The organism is Agrobacterium sp. CNPSo 2736 (assembly GCF_004005385.1).
GTDB classification, from domain to species: Bacteria; Pseudomonadota; Alphaproteobacteria; order Rhizobiales; family Rhizobiaceae; genus Agrobacterium; species Agrobacterium leguminum.
Window position 1 is genome coordinate 1 of record NZ_RZTX01000020.1, and the last position, 17,345, is coordinate 17,345.

Sequence of the window (17,345 nt, forward strand, 5' to 3'; positions counted from 1 at the left end):
CGGTGCCGGTATTGGCGATGCGGACGGCTTTTTGTGTTGCGGCATCGAAAAGATCCAGATGTGCCTTTGAGACGTCGCATCCGATGTAAACAGGGTGTACCATGGCAAGCCTCATCCTGTGCTACGAGGTCCGCGCTCACGGCCTCCATCAACTGTTCAGGTTGGGATTATCAGAGCGGGCGGAGGTCCAAAAGCCAGCAGGCGGTCTCTAACGACCAGGATTCCGACGGCCTTCCGCCCGCACTCTACATAGCACAAATCCAATACACAGGATTCCGGCTCAAGGCCGGAATGACGGTGAGTGCAAACAACCGAGACGGCTATGCCTCAGCGATGCTCCGCCGCAAAAACCTGAAGTTCCGCCTCGGCTTCCGGACCAAAGAGGCCGAGGTGTTTCAGGATTTCCACAGCGAAACTCACCGGCGCGCTGCCGGCGGCCGTGATGATGCCGCGATCGCTGACCGCTTTCGGCTGGTCGCGGTAAAGCGCCTCGCCGCTATAGACGGCATAAGCCTTGTGGGACGCCAGCGAATTGCCGGTATGGGCGACATCGTTCAGGACGCCCGTGCCGCCGAGCGCGCTTGCCGCCGCGCAGATGCCGGCAACCAGCCGGTCCCTGTCGCGAAACCGGTGCACCAGCCCGCCAAGATCGACAGCGGTTCCCTTTTCCCAGCTCAAACCGCCGGGAATGACCAGCGCGTCGATGCCGGCCGGATCAAGCGCACCATAGGACGTGTCAGGCGTCACGGTCAGCCCGCCCATGGACGTCACCGGCCCGCCATCAGGGGTAGCGTAGACGATCTCGACGCCGAGATAACTGCGGGCTGCGGCAGCAAGCAGCGCCGGTTCCCAGTCCGCAAAATCCTGCGCCAGCGCAATGGCGATCCGTGTCATGGCCGTCTCCGTGGTTTTTAATCAGGCGATGGACTGCATGTAGCGCATGCCGGTAACCGGCCGGGGCGCGAAATCCATGTTTTCGTAGAAGCGATGCGCCGCCACATTGCCGGTCGTGGCGCTGACGGAAAGATAGTCGCAACCGAGGCGCTTGGCGATATCGCGGGCGCGGGAAACCAGATGCTGGCCGGTGCCATGGCCGCGATGCCCGTCACGCACGAAGAGATGATGCAGCTCAAGCCCGCGCCGGCCTTCCTGCGCCCTGTAGAGCGGCAGAAGCAGGGCGTAACCGATCAGCGCGCCATCGGCCTCGGCCACCAGGCCATGTACCCAGGGCAGCGGGCCGAACAGGTCGCGTTCCAGTTTCGCCGGGGTGATCGCCGCCGCATCGCCGTGGTAGGAGGCAAGCAGGGTGATCATCTCGTTAAGCTCGGGCAAATCCGTCTTGCGTGCGCCACGAATGATGACGACGGGCGGTCTTTCCAGTGTAAGGGAGCTATCTTCGGTCATTTTTTCGGTCCTTTGGTCTTATCGGTGCCGTCAGGACGCTTGAGAAACAACAAAGCCGCCTGACGGCGGCTTGTTGACAATATGATCTGTCGAGCCGCCCTTAGAGGTAGGCCCAAAAGTACGAGCAGGAGATGGGTGCGCGTTCGTTGATCATGGGACATGCAATGCGCCCGAATCCGCAATCTGTCAAGCCCGGTTTTCCGATCAATGTTCACCCTCGCACATGCCGTGATTGGAAAGCGCGCGGATGACGTAGCAATCCTCGATCGAATGGCCGTGGCAATGGGAGACGATGCGCTCCAGCTCATGCTCCAGCTTCTTCAGGCTGGCGATCTTTTCGCGCACATGAGCGAGGTGTTCGGCGGCGATGCGGTCCGCGCCTTCGCAGGGCATCTGCCGGTGCTGGCTAAGCGCGATCAGTTCGCGGATGGCGTCGATGTTCAGCCCGAGATCGCGCGCATGGCGGATGAAGGCCAGTCTTTCGAGGTCGGTCTTTTCGTAACGGCGCTGGTTGCCGTCCGAACGGTCGGCTTCGCGGATGAGGCCCATCTGCTCGTAATAACGGATAGTCGGCACCTTGACGCCGGTGCGTTTGGACAGTTCACCGATGGACAGCATCTTTTTCTCCATATCTCGGGTGCAGCGACGGCAGAACGGATGGCTCCACCGGTCCGGTGCGATGCTCTAGTCTCTAGAGATATGGCTTTCCCGCCTGCCGTTCAATGGGTCTCAGGCGGCTTCATCCACACCGAGCGCCTGGGCGAGCGCCTTGAGGACATCGTTCTCGATGCTGGATGCGGTTTCCGGCTGTGCCGATGCGGCCATGTCGCCCATGTCCAGAGCGGGTGCGGTCGTCGTGGAAGCGCCGCTGTCGAGGTTCCAGAGCGCTGCGGCAAGGCCGGTGGATACGCTGGCGGCGGCCGGCGCGACGACCGTGGCGATGCTTTCGACGCTCGAAATGGTGCGATGCGCGGCGCGCGTCAGCTCCAGCAGGGCTTCGGTGGTGGAGTGGGTTTCCTTGCCCTTTGTCGGCTCAAGGCTCCGGATCGGAGTGGGATGATAGCTGCTGATGGTTGCTGCAATAGTCGTCATGACTGAGTCCCCTAAGTTTCATGGGGTATTTTTAATGGCCGAAACATTCGCGAGGATTGCGTCGCACGGGGCTTGAACGGAAAAACTTGCTTATATAGTATACCCCCCTATAGTATATGAGGTGCCCATGTCCCATACGATCCGCAACAAGGAGAAGCTTCTCGCCCGCATCCGCCGCCTGAAAGGGCAGATGGAGGCGGTGGAGCGCGCACTGGACGATGCCAAGCCCTGCGGCGAGGTGCTGCAATTGCTCGCTTCGGTGCGCGGCGCGCTTTCCGGCCTGACCGGGGAGGTGATGCAGGAGCATCTGCACGAGCATGTGGTGCATGCCGAAAACGAAGACGAGCGGGCGCGGGCGGCGGAAGAGCTGGCCCAGGTGCTGAAGACCTACATCCGGTAAAATCGAACAGGATTAGCGACATGACGACGACATCCGAACACCGTGCAGCAGCCGGTCACGACCATGTTTTCCTTGGCCAGAACCATGAGCGCAACGAAAGGCGCGTCTGGATGGTCATCGCGCTGACCGCGGCCATGATGGTGGCGGAAATCGTTGCCGGCCACTGGTATGGCTCCATGGCGCTGACTGCGGATGGCTGGCACATGTCCACCCATGCCGGCGCGATGCTGATTTCGGCGCTCGCCTATCTTTATGCCCGCCGCGAGGCGCGCAATCCGCGCTTCACCTTCGGCACCGGCAAGTTCGGCGATCTGGCGGGTTTTGCCAGCGCCATCGTGCTGGCGGTGGTGGCGCTGCTGATTGCTGTCGAAAGCGCGATGCGCCTCGTCAATCCCGTCGAAATCGATTTCAACCAGGCTATCCTCGTCGCCATCATCGGCCTTGCCGTCAATCTCCTCAGCGCCGTGCTTTTGAAGGATGACCATCACCACGATCATGGACATGGGCATGGACACGCCCACGGCTCGCATGCCCATCATGGCCATGGCAGCCACGCCCATCACGATCACGGTTCCCATGCCGGTCACCATGCGGACCACGGCGCAAAGGGCGGCCGGGACAATAATCTGCGTGCGGCCTATCTGCATGTGCTGGCGGATGCGCTGACTTCGGTTCTCGCCATCGTCGCGCTGCTGCTCGGCAAGTGGAACGGCTGGTCGTTTCTTGATCCGGCCATGGGCATCGTTGGCGGTCTGGTCATCGCCCGCTGGTCATGGGGGCTGATCCGCTCCACGGCGACGACCCTGCTCGACGCGCTGCCGCCGGCGGAGGATTTGCCGCAGGAAATCCGGGAAAGCGTGGAGACGGAAGAGGATCGCATCACCGACCTGCATGTCTGGCAGGTAGGGCCGGGGCATCACGCCGCCATCGTGGCGATCCATTCGCAGGCGCCGAAAGCGCCGGCTTTTTATAAGCAGAAACTTGCCGCCATACATGAACTCTCGCATGTGACGGTGGAAGTGAGCCCAGCAAGGGCCTGATTGGAATCGCTTATTCGGTATATTCCGAATAGGCGCTGCGCACCCATTCCACCTCGGCTTCCGCCTTGTCCTCGGGGGAAGCCGCGGCCGCATCCTGATAAGCGGGCGCGCTGCCATTGCCGACGGCCCACAGAACATTGGCCAGCGACTGGGAAAGAATGGTGCTGGAAACGGTGGGGTTGCCGGGGCCGCGTTTTACCGCCTGCTCCTCCGGCGCGCTTTGAGCGCTGCCAGCTTTTTCGATGTCGCGGATGCGACCCTGATAGTTATATCCGCCAATATTGCTTTCGATCTGCATGTCGGTGATTCCGCGTTCAAAAGTTAACGAATGGTTAACGGCGGCGACTTGTCCGAAACTTGCGCTTGCTGCGCTGCAGCGACTGCCGAGGGTTGACAGCCGGCGAAGTAGTGCTTCGTTTTTGCATAGTGAAGACGGGGCAGGAGGCGCCAGCTTTGTCCCTCGCGGCATTGCAGTCCGGTTTAAATTTCTGGCGCCGTGAATACCTCACTCCCGTCATTCCGGCCTTGAGCCGGAATCCAGCCGACGCGCGTCTGCGCGGCGAGAGAGTCCTTTCAGCCCAAGGACTTGGGCTGGCTGGATACCGGCTCAAGGCCGGTATGACGGAAAGAGGAAATCTCGCGGACGCGGCCAATCCGTCCGGTGCCGGATTACGCCGTTTCCTTCTCCACCGGCATAACCGTTTCCTGGAGCTTCTCCGGCTTCTCCGCCGCTTCCGCCTCCGCCTCAACCTCCTGCGGCGCTGGCGTCACCATCGCAGCTACCAGCGTATCGAGGCCGATGCTGCCGACCGGCTTGCCGTCCTCGTCCACCACATGCGCGGTGGTCTCGTTGGCTTCCGACATGTCGCGGGCAATGGTTTCCAGCGTCGCGGTTTCCGGCACGGGCATGCCCTCGGGGCGGCTTTCCAGCGGCTCCATCACCGTGGTCGCCTGCAGCACGCGGCCGCGATTGACGTCGCGCACGAAGTCGGTGACGTAACCATCGGCCGGGGAGAGAATGATGCTCTGGCCGTCGCCCTGCTGCACCACTTCGCCGTCTTTGAGAATGGCGATGTGGTCGCCGAGCCTGAGCGCCTCGTCGAGATCGTGGGTGATGAACACGACGGTCTTCTTCAGCTCCTGCTGCAGATCGAGCAGCATGGTCTGCATGTCCACGCGGATCAGCGGATCGAGCGCCGAATAGGCTTCATCCATCAGGAGGATATCGGCGTCATTGGCAAGTGCGCGGGCAAGGCCCACACGCTGCTGCATGCCGCCCGAGAGCTGGTTCGGATAATAATCCTCGTAACCGGCAAGGCCGACACGCTCCAGCCAGTAGCGGCCCTTTTTCTCGCTCTTGCTGCGCGGCACGCCCTGGATGTCGAGGCCGTAGACGCTGTTTTCCAGCACCGTGCGGTGTGGCAAGAGGCCGAATTTCTGGAACACCATCGCCGTCTTGTGGCGGCGGAATTGCCTGAGCGCCGAGGTGCTCATGCCGCAGATATCCTCGCCGTCATAAAGAACCTCGCCGGCTGTCGGGTCGATCAGCCGGTTGATGTGGCGGATGAGCGTCGACTTGCCGGAGCCGGAAAGCCCCATGACGACGGTGATCTTGCCGCCCGGCATGGTGATGTTGATGTTGTTGAGGCCAAGCACGTGGTTGTGCTTGTCGTTCAGCTCCACCTTGTCCATGCCGGACCGCACCGCTTCGAGATATTTCTCGGGATGCTTGCCGAAGATCTTGTAGAGGTTGCGGATTTCGATGCTTTTAGCCATGGGAGACCTCGCGGTATTTCTGCAGGCGCTTGCCAAAAGCCTGGCTCGCCCGGTCGAACATGATGGCGATGGCGACCAGAGCGAAACCGTTCAGGAAGCCCACCGTGAAGAACTGGTTGTTGATGGCCTGCAGCACGTTCTTGCCAAGCCCGCCGACCCCGACCATGGAGGCGACGACGACCATGGCGAGCGCCATCATGATGGTCTGGTTGATGCCGGTCATGATGGTGGGCAGCGCCAGCGGCAGCTGCACGTTGAACAGCTTCTGGCCATTGGAGGAGCCGAAGGCATCGGCGGCTTCCAGCACTTCGCGATCAACGAGGCGAATGCCGAGGCTGGTCAGGCGAATGACGGGCGGAATGGCATAGATCACCACTGCGATCAGGCCCGGAACCTTGCCGATGCCGAAAATCACCACCACGGGGATGAGATAAACGAAGCTGGGCAGGGTCTGCATCACGTCGAGCACGGGATTGATGAGGCGTTGCAGGCGTTCGGAACGACCCATCAGGATGCCGAGCGGCAGGCCGATGACGATGGCGATCAGGGTGGCGATGGCGACGATGGACAGTGTCGTCATGGCGTCCCGCCAGAGGCCGACCGCGCCGATCATCAGCAGGGAAATGGCGGTGCCGCCGGTGATCTTGAAGCTGCGCCCGGCCAGATGCACGATGGCGAGAATGACCAGCATCGTGATGATCCACGGCGTCTGGATGAACAGCCGCTCCGAGGAATTGAGGAAGAGCTGCAGCGGATGCACGACGACGTCAATCGCATCGCCGTAATTGCGCACGATATCGCGAAAACCATCGTCGATGGTCTTGCGTGCCACACGCATCGTGGAGTTGTCGATTGCCGGGAACTTGCAGAGCATGTCCGGCAGGTAATTGCAGAGGGCCATTATTGTTGTTTTACCTTTGGTTTAGATGGGATGGTGCGGCGGGCAACGGAGCGTGAGGCACCCCCCCTCTGTCCTGCCGGACATCTCCCCCACAAGGGGGGAGATCGACCTGCGGCAAGGTCTCGCCCATCAAACACGTTGCGGATTTGTGAGAAGGGTGCGCCCAGCCGATCTCCCTCCTTGTGGGGGAGATGCCCGGCAGGGCAGAGGGGGGTAAAGCCCCGGATACCACCGAAGCTTCTCCCCCCATCAACCAATCACATCGAAGCCTTGATCTTCTCCGCCACCTCGGCCGGAACCCACTTCGTCCAGATTTCCTCATGGTTCTCGAGGAAATATTCCGCGCCATCCTCGTTGGTGCCCTGGTTCTCATCCATCCAGGCGAGGATTTCGGCGACCATCTTGTTGTCCCAGTTGCGGGCCTTGATGTAGTCCAGCGTCACCCCGGCCTTGCCTTCGAAATCCTTGGTGATGACGGTAAAGACATCGGCCACCGGATAGGCGTTGACCTTGGGATCGGCGCAATCGACCTTGGCAGTGCATTCATCGAAATGGGCGCGGTCGAGTTCGACGCCGTCATCCAGCTTCACCATCTCGTATTTGCCGAGAATGGCGGTGGGCGACCAGTAATAGCCGAGCCAGCCCTGCTTCTTTTCGAATGCATTGGCGATCGAACCGTCGAGGCCGGCGGCGGAGCCGGTATCGACCAGCGTGAAGCCCTTTTTGTCGCCTTCGCGTGCCTTGTAGAGATTGGTGGTGGTCACCTGGCAGTTCCAGCCGGAGGGGCAATTGTGCACGGCGCCCTTGCTGGCGTCCTCCGGGGCGGGGAAGAGCTCGGGATGTTTCAGCGCATCCTCGACGGTCTTGATATCGGGGTGTTCATCGGCGATGAATTTCGGAATCCACCAGCCTTCGATACCGCCTTCGGAAAGAATTTTCGATGCCTCGATCATGCGGCCGTCCTTGACGGCGGCGTCGAGGGGCTCGCGCACGGCATTCACCCACAATTCGGGCGCCATGTCCGGCTGGCCCTTTTCGTTCATGGAGGCGAAGGTCGGCATGGTATCGCCGCTGACGACATTGACCGTGCAGTCATAGCCGTTTTCCATGATGAACTTGTCGACATAAGCCGCGACACCGGCGGATGCCCAGTTCATTTCGGCGATGGAGATGCTGCCGCACTCTTCGGCGGCATTGGCGGAATTTGCTGCACCGGCAGCGATGATAAAGCCCGTTACGAGAATGGTCGAGGCGAGGAGTTTCTTCATGTGTAAGACCCCCAAGTCTGATGCAGTGTTTTCAATTGGCAAAGCGGGAGCACTGCAAAGCCCGGATTGCCAAGGGCGAACTGACATGGCGCATGGAAAAGCCGAAAAAAACCGGCGTGAAGAATATCCGCAAGACGTGCTGCAGGATTGCCGCGAGAAACGCGGCGGAAAGGCGCATGAATATGTCAACGACCGGCATAATACGGCCAAAAAGTGATATTGCAACGCAAAATGGCGCATCGCAGCCATGCGTTCGATTTTCGGAACATTTTTTCAGGTGGAATAATACATGAAATGTATTTGGTATTTACTAAAGTTTATTATCGTCTTTAGTAATACGAAATAAAAATCTACGTATCAGCAAAGTGAAATTAAAGAAAAAGCAAACGGCGCATTTTTGTGGAAAAAATATTCAGAAAGAGGTTTTTTGAAGGTATTTTCATACTGTTTTGGCTCGGGCGGCGGCTCCGTCGCCGCCCGTTTCGCAATCAAGGCCTCACACGGCGTCCTTGCCGGCCACCTTCAGCGCGAAGGCATATTCGAAGGCGATTTCTTCCAGCCGCTGGAAACGACCGGACTTGCCGCCATGGCCGGCCGCCATATTGGTCTTGAGCAGGATCGGCGCTTCCCCCGTCGTCTTTTCGCGCAGCTTCGCCACCCATTTGGTCGGCTCCCAATAGGTCACACGCGGGTCAGTGAGGCCGGATAGCGCGAGGATCGGCGGGTAAGGCTTCGCGCCGACATTGTCATAGGGGCTGTAGGCAGCGATCCAGCCATATTCCTCTGCCGATTCCAGCGGATTGCCCCATTCGGGCCATTCCGGCGGGGTCAGCGGCAGGGTGTCGTCCAGCATGGTGGTCAGCACGTCCACGAAGGGAACGGCGGCGATGATGCCGGCGAATTTTTCCGGCGCCATATTGGCCACAGCCCCCATCAGCATGCCGCCGGCCGAGCCGCCTTCGGCGATGATGCGGTCATAGGAGGTGAAACCCTCCTGAACCAGATGATCGGCAGCGGCGATGAAGTCCTTGAAGGTGTTCTGCTTGTCTTCCATCTTGCCGGTTTCGTACCATTCGAAACCCTTGTCCTTGCCGCCGCGAATATGGGCGATGGCATAGATGAAACCACGGTCGGCGAGCGACAGTGTGGTGGTGGAGAAGGAGGCGGGAATGGTGATGCCGTAAGCGCCGTATCCGTAGAGCAGGCAGGGGGCGGAACCGTCAAGCGCTACATCCTTGCGGTAAAGCAGCGAGACCGGCACCAGTTCGCCATCATGGGCGGGCGCCATGATGCGGCGCGTGATGTAATCATCAGGATTGTGGCCCGAGGGCACTTCCTGCGTCTTCAGAAGCGTTCGCTCGCGCGTCACCATGTCGTAATCGAACAGCTGGCTCGGCGTCGTCATCGAGGAATAGGAAAAGCGGATAACATCGGTGTCATATTCCGCCGCGCCATGCAGGCCGAGCGAATAGGCTTCCTCGGCAAAGGCGATGGAATGTTCCTCGCCCGTGCGACGATCGCGGATGACGATGCGCGGCAGGCCGTCGCGGCGCTCAAGCCAGATCAGGTGACGGGCATAGGCATCGACGGAAAGAATGAGACGGCCCGGCTCATGCGGGACGATCTCTTTCCAGTTTTCTTTGCCCGGTGCTGTGACCGGCGCTTCCACGATGCGGAAATCCTTGGCGTCGCCGTCATTGGTGAGGATGAAGAAGACATCGCCGCCTTCGCACATCGAATATTCGATGCCCTCTTCGCGCTCTGCCACGATAGCAGGCTCGGCCGTCAGGTCGCTGGTGGAGAGAAGGCGATATTCGCTGGTTTCATGGTCGTGAATGTCGATGAAGATGAAATCGTCGAGAACCGACGCGCCGACGCCCATGAAGAAGCCGGGATCCTTTTCCTCATAGACCAGACGGTCTGCCGATTGCGGCTGGCCGATAATATGGTGGAAGACCTTGGAGGGACGGTGGTTCTCGTCCTGCAGCGTATAAAAGAAGCTCTTGCCATCAGGCGCCCAGGCCCCGCCGCCACCGGTGTTTTCCACGACGTCGGCAAGATCTTCGCCGGTTTCGAGGTTGCGGATGCGCAGCGTGAAATATTCCGAGCCCTTGTCGTCGTAACCCCAGATGCCGTGGCTGTGGTCGGAGGACTGGTCGAGGCCGGCAAGCCGGAAATAATCCTTGCCCTCGGCCTCCTTGTCACCATCAAGCAGCACATGTTTTTCGCCGCCATCGCGCGGGGTGCGGAAATAATGCGGCTGCTCGCCGCCGGTCACGAACAATGTCCCGTAAGCATAAGGCCCGTCATTGACGGGCACGGAGGAATCATCCTGCTTGATGCGGCCTTTCATCTCCTCGAACAGCTTTTCCTGAAGCGCCTTGGTGTCACCCATCGCCGCTTCCATATAAGCGTTTTCCGCCTCCAGATGGGCGCGGATGGCCGGGTCGAGCAGGGTGGGGTCCTTGAACATGGCCTGCCAGTTATCGGCCCGGAACCATGCGTAATCGTCGGTGCGGGTAATGCCGTGATGCGTATCCTGAACGGGCCGTTTTTCGGCGGTCGGAGCGGCGGGCAGGTTCTTGAAAATCGGCAAGGGAAACTCGCTTTCGTATGAAGAATTCTTGGGCGGCACCAAGATGTAGAGCGGGGCTTGCGGCCGATCAAGTTTCAAATCTCCACAGGCGGAATGCGGCTTGGGCACAATTTCGTCAGCTTTCGATCACATTTTGGCAATATCCGGCAAATCAGCGATGATGGATGCAGGCCGCCCGGCCTGTCGCCCACCACAAGAACAAACGAAAAAACTGACAGGATCCAATGCGAAAGCTTCTTCCCGCTGCCCTCTCTGCCTTTTTCCTTGGCTTGCAGGCCTTTACTCCCGCTTTCGCGATCGACGCCAGCGTCATGCGGCAGCTGAATGCGCTTGCCCCGGAAGAGCGCCTGGAACAGCGTTGCGATATCGAGGCAATGGAAAGGATAGCGACCGAGCAGAAGGGCATGCGGCCGGACAAGGTCATCGCCTATACTTTCGGCGATCCGGAAGTGGGGAAGAACTCCATCAAGGCGCCGGGCGCGGTCTTTAGAAGTTCGGGCGAATGGTACAAGCTCAAATACAAGTGCCAGCTCAAGAGCGACAGCCTCAGCATCCAGTCCTTCGACTACCGTGTGGGCGATAAAATTCCCGAAGAGCAGTGGAAGAAGTTGTATCTTTATGACTGAGCACGGAATTTTTCGATTTCAGGCCGGCGTTTAGCCGCCGTTTTGTTGCCGCGTCGTCAACGGCTCTGTAACCCTGACTTCCGATCGAAGTGAGGGACATAAACATGGCGAGACGATTCAAGGGGCTTTCTGCTTTTCCGATCACGCCGGCCGATGAGGCCGGGCGGGTCGATGCCGAGGCCTTCTGCGCCCTGATCGAGCGTTTGGATGGGCCGGCGGTCGATTCCGTCGGTATTCTCGGCAGCACCGGCATCTACATGTATCTCACGCGTGAGGAGCGGCGTCGCGCCATCGAGGCGGCCGCGGCCATTCTCAAGGGCAAGCGCATATTGATGGCAGGCGTCGGCGCCTTGCGAACCGATGACGCAGTGGCGCTGGCGAAGGACGCGGAAGCGGCCGGCGCCGATGCGCTGCTGCTCGCACCCGTCTCCTACACGCCGCTGACGCAGGAAGAGGCCTATCACCATTTCGCCGCCGTGGCGGGCGCAACGGGCCTGCCGCTCGCCATCTACAACAACCCGACGACGACCCGCTTCACCTTCAGCGACGAGCTTCTGGTGCGGCTTGCCTATATCCCCAATATCCGCGCCATCAAGATGCCGCTGCCGGCCGATTCCGATTATGCGGGCGAGCTTGCGCGGCTGAGGCCGAAGCTGGGGCAAGATTTCGCCATCGGTTACAGCGGCGACTGGGGCTGCGCCGAGGCGACACTTGCCGGCGGCGACACCTGGTACAGTGTGGTTGCCGGCCTGCTGCCGGTTCCAGCCCTGCAATTGATGCGGGCGGCTCAGGCCAAGAATGCGGAAGAGGTCAAACGGCTCGCCGCGGCCTTCCAGCCGCTCTGGGCGCTGTTTAAGGAATTCGGCAGCATCCGCGTGGTTTACGCCGCCGCCAATATCCTGTCGCTGACCGTGAGCGAACCGCCTCGGCCGATCCTGCCGCTCACCAGCGCCGAACGCCAGCGGGTAGAAGAGGCGCTGGAGGCGCTGTCCGGGCTGGAAACCGCGCCTTAATTCGGGCGCTTTGCGGGCGGATTGCCACCTCTCACACTCCGGAACATAAAATGCTGCGTCGCCTCTTCATCGCCACCCTGTTTTTCTGCGCCTCTTCCGCCGCATTCGCGGGAACCGGCCTTGTCGAGCCGACGTTGAAGATGACGCCGCAGCATGACGGCAAGGTGCGGGTGGCGATGACGCTGGATGCCTGCATGGGCAAGACCGATCACCGCATTCTCGATACGCTGGTGAAGGAGCGCATTCCGGCAACGATCTTCGTCACCGCCCGCTGGCTGAAACACAATGGCGAAGCGCTCGCCGTGCTCATGGCGCATCCGGATCTGTTCGAGATCGAAAACCACGGCGAAAACCATGTGCCGGCAGTGGACAAGCCGGTTTCCATCTACGGCATCGCCGCCGCCGGTTCGGAAGCAGCGGTCCAGCAGGAAGTGGAGGGCGGTCGCCAGGCCATCGTCGCCGCCACCGGCCTGCAACCGCAATGGTTCCGTGGTGCGACGGCTAAATACACCAGGTCCTCCATGGCCACCATCAACCGGCTCGGCATGCGGGTGGCCGGTTATTCCGTCAATGGCGATGGCGGCTCGCTGCTGGGGGCGGCCGCGACGGCGAAACACATCGCCTCGGCAAAAGATGGCGACGTCATCATCTCCCACATCAACCAGCCCACCCATGAGGCGGGCGAGGGCGTGGTGAAGGGCCTTCTGGCGCTGAAAGCCCGCGGCGTCATCTTCGCCCGGCTGGACGACCCGTCCTTCGCACCGCCGGGGAATTGATCCGCAAGGTCGCCGCCGTTTCTTCTCCCCGCCGGGGAGAAGATGCCCGAAGGGCAGATGAGGGGGCAAGCTTTCCGCATCTCTCCACCGTCGCCCCCTCATCCGTCGCTGCGCGCCACCTTCTCCCCGGCGGGGAGAGGAAATATGCCGCACCGGCTTGGCCAAACGGCGCGGACGAAACGAGCCGACAACATCCCCCACATCCATGCCCGTTTTTCGGCGGCACCGGCCAAAAAATTGCGCTAGCATCCTCCCCATGATGCTGTTCAAACGCCCCGACACCGAAACGCTCTATTCCGCCCTTGTGAACAAGGACCCCGCCTATGAGGGCGTGGCCTATGTGTGTGTGACGTCGACGAAGATTTTCTGCCGCTTCACCTGCACGGCGCGAAAGCCGAAGATCGAAAACTGCCGGTTCCGCGAGACCATCGCCGAATGTCTGGAGGCCGGTTTCCGTCCCTGCAAACGCTGCAAGCCGATGCTGTCCTATGGCTCGGCCGATGAGACCGTGACGTCGCTGCTGACGGCGCTGGAAAACGAACCGGCGCGGCGCTGGCGCGAGGAGGATGTGGTGGCGATGGGCCATGATCCTTCCACCGTGCGCCGCACTTTCAAGCGCCGTTTCGGCATGAGCTTTCTGGAAATCGCCAGATTGCGGCGGGTGGGCGGTGCGGCGGAAAGCATCGCTTCCGGCGAAGCGGTTATCGGCGCGCAGATCGATGCCGGTTACGAATCCGGCAGCGGTTTCCGCTCTGCCATCAACCAGTTCTTCGGCTCTTCGCCCGCCGCCATGAAAGGCAAGGGGTTTTTGAAGGGCGACTGGATCGATACGCCGATCGGCCCGATGCTCGCCGTCGCGGACGATCACGCCCTGCATCTCCTCGAATTCGCCGACCGGCCGGCGCTTCCAGCCGAGCTGAAGCGGCTGAAGACGCGCACCGGTGCGGATATGGTGCTCGGCCGGACGGCCGTGACCGGCCAGATCGAAGCAGAGCTCAGGGCCTATTTCGCCGGGCATTCGTCCGCCTTCGAAACCCGGCTTGCCGGCCATGGCACGCCCTTCGAGCGCGATGTCTGGCGCAACCTGCGGGAAATTCCGGCGGGTGAGATCGTCAGCTATTCCTCGCTCGCAACCGCCATGGACAGGTCATCCGCCGTGCGCGCGGTGGCCCGCGCCAATGGTGCGAACCAGATTGCGATTGTCGTGCCGTGCCACCGTGTACTGGGCGCGGATGGCAGCCTGACCGGCTATGGCGGCGGGCTGTGGCGGAAGAAATGGCTGATCGAGCACGAGCGCCGCATGGCGAGTGCGCAGGGAATGCCGCTCGCTTCCTGAGCGGTCTGGCTGCTGGTTTTCAGGAGGTTGTTGATTGACGCCGGCGCGTGGGGGTTACCCCCCTCTGCCCTGCCGGGCATCTCCCCCTCAAGGTGGGAGATTGGCAGGAGGCGCTACCGCTATTTCATTCTCAACGTTGAGATGGGCCAAACCCGCCCGCGAGTCGATCTCCCCCCTTGAGGGGGAGATGCCCGGCAGGGCAGAGGGGGGTAAGCCCCACGCGCCCGCGCCTGCCGTTGAAGCCGGTGCTTAATCCGGCAATTTGGGCACCACCCGGCGCGACGGAAACAACTCCCGCGTCACCGTCATGGCGATCAGCGACAGCGGCAGGGCGAGCATCGCCCCGGCAGCCCCCCACATCCACGTCCAGAAGATGATCATCACGAAGACGAGGAAGGGGTTTATCTCCATGTTGCGGCCCACCACCGCCGGAAAGGCGAGGTTTTCCATCAACAGGTGAATGGTGAAGAAGATCGCCGCCGGCAGGAGCGCCAGGACGATGTTGTCATGGGTGATGATACCCGCCACCGTCAGCGAAATCGTCATGGCGGTGATGCCGAGAAACGGTACGAAGCTGGAGAGGAAGGCGAACAGCCCCCACAGAAGCGGCATGGCCAGTCCGCCGAAATAGGCGATGACCACCATCGTCACGCCAAGCCCGGCATAGATCAGCGCCGCCGTGGCGAAATAGGTGCCGAGCACCTCTTCCACCGAACCGATGATACGGATGGTGCGCAGCCGCTGGTGGCGGGCCGGAAAGGCCATTATGATCGCCTTGCGCAGCCGCAACCGGCTATAGAGAAACATCAGCAGCGCGGCGAGGAAGATCAGGCCCTGAATGACCGCGGGGGTGACGTTGGCGCCGAGCAGCGAGATGATTTCGCCGCTGCGGGAAATCAGCGATTCCATCGACATCGATCCCATGCTGAAACTCGCCGCCGAAATATTCAGCCATCTGAGGCTTTGCAGATAGGGCAGGAAACGGTCGATGCTGCGCTCCACCAGCGCCGGGCCTTCCGAAGCAAGGAGCGAGAGCGGTTCGGTGAGCGAATTGATGACGAAGAACATCACCGCCGCCACGAGGCTCGAAAGAATGAGCGCGACGCCAAAGCCGGGAATGCCGTAGGAACCGAGCTTTTCGGCGGCGATGCCGAGGATCATGCCCACCACGATGGCCATCACCACCGGAATGAGGATGAGCGACAATTCATGGATGACCGCCATCAGCATGATGAGGAATATGCCGATCACCGACCAGGCGACGACGACATCCAGCGCTTCGCGGCCAAGCGGCTGCTGGCTGCGCGCATCGTCACGCCGTGAGCCGGATGCCGGAACTTCCAGCGGGTCCGCTCTTGTTGCTAGAGCGGTTGCGGCCGTCGTGCCGGCGGTTGCCGCGGTGTTGACCAAGCTGCCGGTCTTGTCCGGCCTGGCATTTTCATTCATCGAACGGTCCCCCAATAAGGGGACAAACGTTCGAAAAATGTGGCGGTTCCGGGGCGGCAGAAATTTCTGCCGCCGCTTTTTTGTGTTTATGCGGAAAGCTTTAGGCCGATCCCCCACGGATCTGTGAGGACAATGCCGTCACTTTGCCGTTCGGTGGCGATTTCCAGCCGGTCGAGGGCGGCAATCGCCGTCTCAAGCGCGGCCGGCTCGTTGAAGGTCAGCGAATAGCCGGAAAGGCCGGTCATATTGTCCTTGCGGGCCGCAGCACCCCGGCTGTTCCAGATATTGGCGGCGACGTGGTGGTGATAGGCCCCGGAACCGAAGAAGCTCGCGCCGGGATAACGCGCCATGATCTTCAGCCCCAGCACATCCTGATAAAATTCATCCGCCTGCGGAATGTTGCCGACCTGCAGGTGGATATGGCCGATGGCTGTTCCTTCCGCCGCCCCGGTAAAGGCCGTCTTCGGCGCGCTGTCGTAAAGCGCCTGAAGGTTGAGGCCGAGGGTGGCCATCTCCACCGTGCCGTCCTGCTGGTAGGTCCATTCATCCGGCGAACGGTCGCGATAGACTTCGATGCCGTTGCCTTCCGGGTCGGCAAGATAGATCGCCTCGCTGACCAGATGGTCGGACGCGCCCTGAAACTGGACATTGTTATGGGCGGCATGCGCCAGCCAATGGGCCAGATCGTTCCGGCCCGGCATCAGGAAGGCGGTGTGGAACAGGCCTGCGGCGTTGCGCGGCGCGCGTTCCGCCGTGCCGGAGGTGGAAAGTGTGAGCAGCGGCTGGCCGCCGACCCCAAGCACTTCACCGCTCGGGTTCTTTTCAAGCACGGAAAGACCGATGATCTTCTGATAAAAATCCGAAACGCGCGGCAGATCGTGAACGACGAGATGCGCCTGGCCGACATAGGCCGGCCGCGTCAGGGCGAATTGTTTGATTTCACTCATCATGATCTCCATATTGAATCCGAAGCGCCCTGGGGCGGATCGGTCGCCGAAACCATCGGCCGACGCCGCTTTGCGGCGTTTGTCGAAGGCGAATATGGGCTGGTTTCGTCGTTCAGCAAAGATCGTCGTCTGGCGATTGACCGTCCACTATTCGTTGACAATGCCCTGTTCCGGCCCGGCTCCGGCTTTGACTTCGATCAAGGCGAAGGCCATGCCGAAGGGGAAATATAAGCCTAGCCCGACACGCTAAACGGCGGATCAAGCCAAAGGAGACAGCCATGTACAAGAAGATCATCGTACCGGTAGACCTCAGCGCCACCGACAAGGGGGAAAAGATTCTCGAAAAGGCCAAGGCGCTTCTGGATCCCGATGGCGAGATCGTTCTCATCAATGTTGTCGAGGAACTGCCGGGCTATATGGCGATCGATCTGCCTGTCGACCTGATCGAAAATGCCATCAAGGACGCCAAGACCAAACTTTCGGACATCAAGACCAGGGCCGGTTTCAAGGGCAGCCAGGAAATCAGAAGCGGCGCGCCCGCGCGTGAAATCATCGCCGCCGCCGAGGAACACAAGGCCGACCTCATCATCATCGCGTCGCACACGCCGGATTTCAGCAATTATTTCATCGGCGCCACCGCCGACCGCGTGGTGCGCCACGCCAAATGCTCGGTGCTGGTGGACCGATAAAAGCCTGACGTTTTAGGGTTGCGGGCGGGTTTTCC

20 protein-coding genes are annotated in these 17,345 nt (G+C 60.9%); 9 read left to right on the forward strand and 11 right to left on the reverse strand.

The window, feature by feature from the left end:
• Positions 1-327: 327 nt before the first annotated feature.
• The 4 genes from EM858_RS23680 to EM858_RS23695 form a co-directional block, all read right to left on the reverse strand.
• Positions 328-894 carry a type 1 glutamine amidotransferase family protein gene (locus EM858_RS23680; RefSeq protein ID WP_127758174.1) on the reverse strand — a complete coding sequence of 189 codons (567 nt, stop codon included), beginning with the start codon at positions 892-894 and terminating at the stop codon, positions 328-330.
• Positions 895-915: 21 nt separating this feature from the next.
• On the reverse strand, positions 916-1,404 hold the full coding sequence (locus EM858_RS23685; protein WP_003509304.1) for a GNAT family N-acetyltransferase: 489 nt from the start codon (positions 1,402-1,404) through the stop codon (positions 916-918).
• Positions 1,405-1,608: 204 nt separating this feature from the next.
• Entirely contained in the window at positions 1,609-2,022 is a 414-nt protein-coding gene (locus tag EM858_RS23690; protein ID WP_003522268.1) for a helix-turn-helix domain-containing protein, read from the reverse strand.
• 111 nt (positions 2,023-2,133) lie between these two features.
• On the reverse strand, positions 2,134-2,496 hold the full coding sequence (locus EM858_RS23695) for a hypothetical protein (protein WP_127758175.1): 363 nt from the start codon (positions 2,494-2,496) through the stop codon (positions 2,134-2,136).
• A gap of 127 nt (positions 2,497-2,623) precedes the next feature.
• Here EM858_RS23695 and dmeR point away from each other — a divergent pair, with 127 nt between their 5' ends.
• Both dmeR and dmeF read left to right on the forward strand, forming a co-directional pair.
• Positions 2,624-2,896, forward strand: a complete 273-nt coding sequence (dmeR, locus tag EM858_RS23700; protein ID WP_003509296.1) for a Ni(II)/Co(II)-sensing transcriptional repressor DmeR — start codon at positions 2,624-2,626, stop codon at positions 2,894-2,896.
• 20 nt (positions 2,897-2,916) lie between these two features.
• Positions 2,917-3,936 carry a CDF family Co(II)/Ni(II) efflux transporter DmeF gene (dmeF, locus tag EM858_RS23705; protein WP_127758176.1) on the forward strand — a complete coding sequence of 340 codons (1,020 nt, stop codon included), beginning with the start codon at positions 2,917-2,919 and terminating at the stop codon, positions 3,934-3,936.
• 10 nt (positions 3,937-3,946) lie between these two features.
• On the opposite strand, the gene EM858_RS23710 is transcribed toward dmeF, so the two are convergent.
• The 4 genes from EM858_RS23710 to EM858_RS23730 form a co-directional block, all read right to left on the reverse strand.
• A complete protein-coding gene (locus EM858_RS23710) occupies positions 3,947-4,234 on the reverse strand; it encodes a hypothetical protein (RefSeq protein ID WP_080817417.1) in 288 nt (95 codons plus the stop codon).
• 371 nt (positions 4,235-4,605) lie between these two features.
• Positions 4,606-5,712: a glycine betaine/L-proline ABC transporter ATP-binding protein gene (locus EM858_RS23715; protein WP_127758177.1), complete on the reverse strand. Its 1,107-nt coding sequence runs from the start codon at positions 5,710-5,712 to the stop codon at positions 4,606-4,608.
• On the reverse strand, positions 5,705-6,613 hold the full coding sequence (locus EM858_RS23720; protein ID WP_082183931.1) for a proline/glycine betaine ABC transporter permease: 909 nt from the start codon (positions 6,611-6,613) through the stop codon (positions 5,705-5,707). The genes EM858_RS23715 and EM858_RS23720 overlap by 8 nt, the downstream gene beginning before the upstream one ends.
• A gap of 257 nt (positions 6,614-6,870) precedes the next feature.
• Positions 6,871-7,881: an ABC transporter substrate-binding protein gene (locus tag EM858_RS23730; RefSeq protein WP_080817415.1), complete on the reverse strand. Its 1,011-nt coding sequence runs from the start codon at positions 7,879-7,881 to the stop codon at positions 6,871-6,873.
• Between EM858_RS23730 and EM858_RS27230 the strand changes: the two genes are divergently transcribed.
• The gene (locus tag EM858_RS27230; RefSeq protein WP_164865544.1) at positions 7,880-8,098 is read left to right on the forward strand and encodes a hypothetical protein; all 219 of its coding nucleotides are present in this window, start codon (positions 7,880-7,882) and stop codon (positions 8,096-8,098) included. The genes EM858_RS23730 and EM858_RS27230 overlap by 2 nt on opposite strands.
• Positions 8,099-8,377: 279 nt before the next feature.
• On the opposite strand, the gene EM858_RS23740 is transcribed toward EM858_RS27230, so the two are convergent.
• On the reverse strand, positions 8,378-10,477 hold the full coding sequence (locus EM858_RS23740; protein WP_127758179.1) for a S9 family peptidase: 2,100 nt from the start codon (positions 10,475-10,477) through the stop codon (positions 8,378-8,380).
• A gap of 224 nt (positions 10,478-10,701) precedes the next feature.
• On the opposite strand from EM858_RS23740, the gene EM858_RS23745 reads away from it, so the two are divergent.
• The 4 genes from EM858_RS23745 (at position 10,702) to EM858_RS23760 (ending at position 14,228) form a co-directional block, all read left to right on the forward strand.
• Complete coding sequence (locus tag EM858_RS23745; RefSeq protein ID WP_080817413.1) at positions 10,702-11,103, forward strand: DUF930 domain-containing protein; 402 nt, start codon at positions 10,702-10,704, stop codon at positions 11,101-11,103.
• Positions 11,104-11,207: 104 nt separating this feature from the next.
• Complete coding sequence (locus EM858_RS23750; RefSeq protein ID WP_127758180.1) at positions 11,208-12,116, forward strand: dihydrodipicolinate synthase family protein; 909 nt, start codon at positions 11,208-11,210, stop codon at positions 12,114-12,116.
• Positions 12,117-12,166: 50 nt separating this feature from the next.
• Complete coding sequence (locus EM858_RS23755; RefSeq protein ID WP_127758181.1) at positions 12,167-12,892, forward strand: polysaccharide deacetylase family protein; 726 nt, start codon at positions 12,167-12,169, stop codon at positions 12,890-12,892.
• Positions 12,893-13,148: 256 nt separating this feature from the next.
• Complete coding sequence (locus EM858_RS23760) at positions 13,149-14,228, forward strand: trifunctional transcriptional activator/DNA repair protein Ada/methylated-DNA--[protein]-cysteine S-methyltransferase (RefSeq protein WP_164865545.1); 1,080 nt, start codon at positions 13,149-13,151, stop codon at positions 14,226-14,228.
• A gap of 249 nt (positions 14,229-14,477) precedes the next feature.
• Here EM858_RS23760 and EM858_RS23765 read toward each other — a convergent pair whose 3' ends face one another.
• Complete coding sequence (locus EM858_RS23765; protein WP_080817409.1) at positions 14,478-15,674, reverse strand: AI-2E family transporter; 1,197 nt, start codon at positions 15,672-15,674, stop codon at positions 14,478-14,480.
• A gap of 86 nt (positions 15,675-15,760) precedes the next feature.
• Complete coding sequence (locus EM858_RS23770) at positions 15,761-16,621, reverse strand: VOC family protein (protein WP_127758183.1); 861 nt, start codon at positions 16,619-16,621, stop codon at positions 15,761-15,763.
• On the opposite strand from EM858_RS23770, the gene EM858_RS23775 reads away from it, so the two are divergent.
• Both EM858_RS23775 and EM858_RS23780 read left to right on the forward strand, forming a co-directional pair.
• Positions 16,604-16,852: a hypothetical protein gene (locus tag EM858_RS23775; protein WP_127758184.1), complete on the forward strand. Its 249-nt coding sequence runs from the start codon at positions 16,604-16,606 to the stop codon at positions 16,850-16,852. The genes EM858_RS23770 and EM858_RS23775 overlap by 18 nt on opposite strands.
• A gap of 47 nt (positions 16,853-16,899) precedes the next feature.
• The gene (locus tag EM858_RS23780; RefSeq protein ID WP_003522284.1) at positions 16,900-17,310 is read left to right on the forward strand and encodes a universal stress protein; all 411 of its coding nucleotides are present in this window, start codon (positions 16,900-16,902) and stop codon (positions 17,308-17,310) included.
• The last annotated feature ends 35 nt before the right edge of the window (positions 17,311-17,345 follow it).